This window comes from bacterium (assembly GCA_004299235.1).
In the GTDB taxonomy this organism is placed as follows: domain Bacteria; phylum Chloroflexota; class Dormibacteria; order Dormibacterales; family Dormibacteraceae; genus SCQL01.
The window spans coordinates 1-1094 of the sequence record SCQL01000083.1; the positions used below are offsets into that span (position 1 = coordinate 1).

1 protein-coding gene is annotated in these 1094 nt (G+C 73.2%); it reads right to left on the reverse strand.

Translation table 11 applies throughout. The features are described 5' to 3' along the window. Window positions 1–1079 (reverse strand): chromosome segregation protein SMC (locus EPN29_14370; protein ID TAN30004.1); only part of this gene is annotated, 1079 nt, incomplete at its 3' end. Window positions 1080–1094 lie beyond the last annotated feature (15 nt).

Here is a 1094-nt window from a genome sequence, read left to right on the forward strand (position 1 = left end):
GCCTGCTCGAGCGCGCCCCGGTGCTGCTCGACCTCGGCCGCGATCCGGCGCTCCTGCTCGCGCACCTGCTCGGCGTCGGCCTCGAGCTGCTCGGGGTCGCGGCCGGACCGGGCCTCCTCGACGTCGGCGGTGCCGGCGGCGTTGCGGACCCGCTCGGCCGCGAGCGACTGGGTGCCGCGCAGCCGCTCGCGCAGCCCGGAGAGCGCGAACCAGGTCTCCTGGGCGCGCGAGAGCGCTGGCAGGTCCTCGCGCAGCGCGGCCTCCAGCGCGGCCTCGGCCTCCCGGGCCTGCGCGATCTCGGCCTCCACCTGCGCCCGGCGCTCGACGAGGATCGACTCGTCGGCGAGCTCCTGCTGCAGCGAGGAGCGGGCGGCGACCAGGTCGTCGGCGACCAGACGCGCCCGGGCGTCGCGTACGTCGGCCTGGACGCCGGCGGCCTTGCGGGCCACCTCGGCCTGCCGGCCCAGCGGCTTGAGCTGGCGCCGGATCTCGGTGAGCAGGTCGCCGAGGCGGGTCAGGTTGCCCTCGGTGGAGTCGAGCTTGCGCAGCGCCTTCTCCTTGCGCTTGCGGTGCTTGAGGACGCCCGCGGCCTCCTCGATGAAGCCGCGGCGGTCCTCGGGCGTGGCGTGCAGGATCGAGTCGAGCTGGCCCTGCCCGACGATCACGTGCATCTCGCGGCCGATGCCGCTGTCGGAGAGCAGCTCCTGGACGTCCAGCAGCCGGCACGGCTGGGAGTTGATGGCGTACTCCGAGCCGCCGCTACGGAACATCGTGCGGCTGATGGTGACCTCGGCGTACTCGATCGGCAGCGCGCCGTCGGAGTTGTCGATCGTCAGCAGCACCTCGGCGCGGCCCAGCGGCGGACGGCCGGAGGTGCCGGCGAAGATGACGTCCTCCATCTTGCCGCCGCGCAGCGACTTGGCGCCCTGCTCGCCCATCACCCACGCCAGAGCGTCGACCACGTTGGACTTGCCCGAGCCGTTCGGGCCCACGATGCAGGTGATGCCGGGCTCGAGCTGGAGCGTGGTCGAGGAGGCGAAGGACTTGAACCCCTTGAGGGTCAGGCTCTTCAGGTACAACGTCTGGCTCCCAGC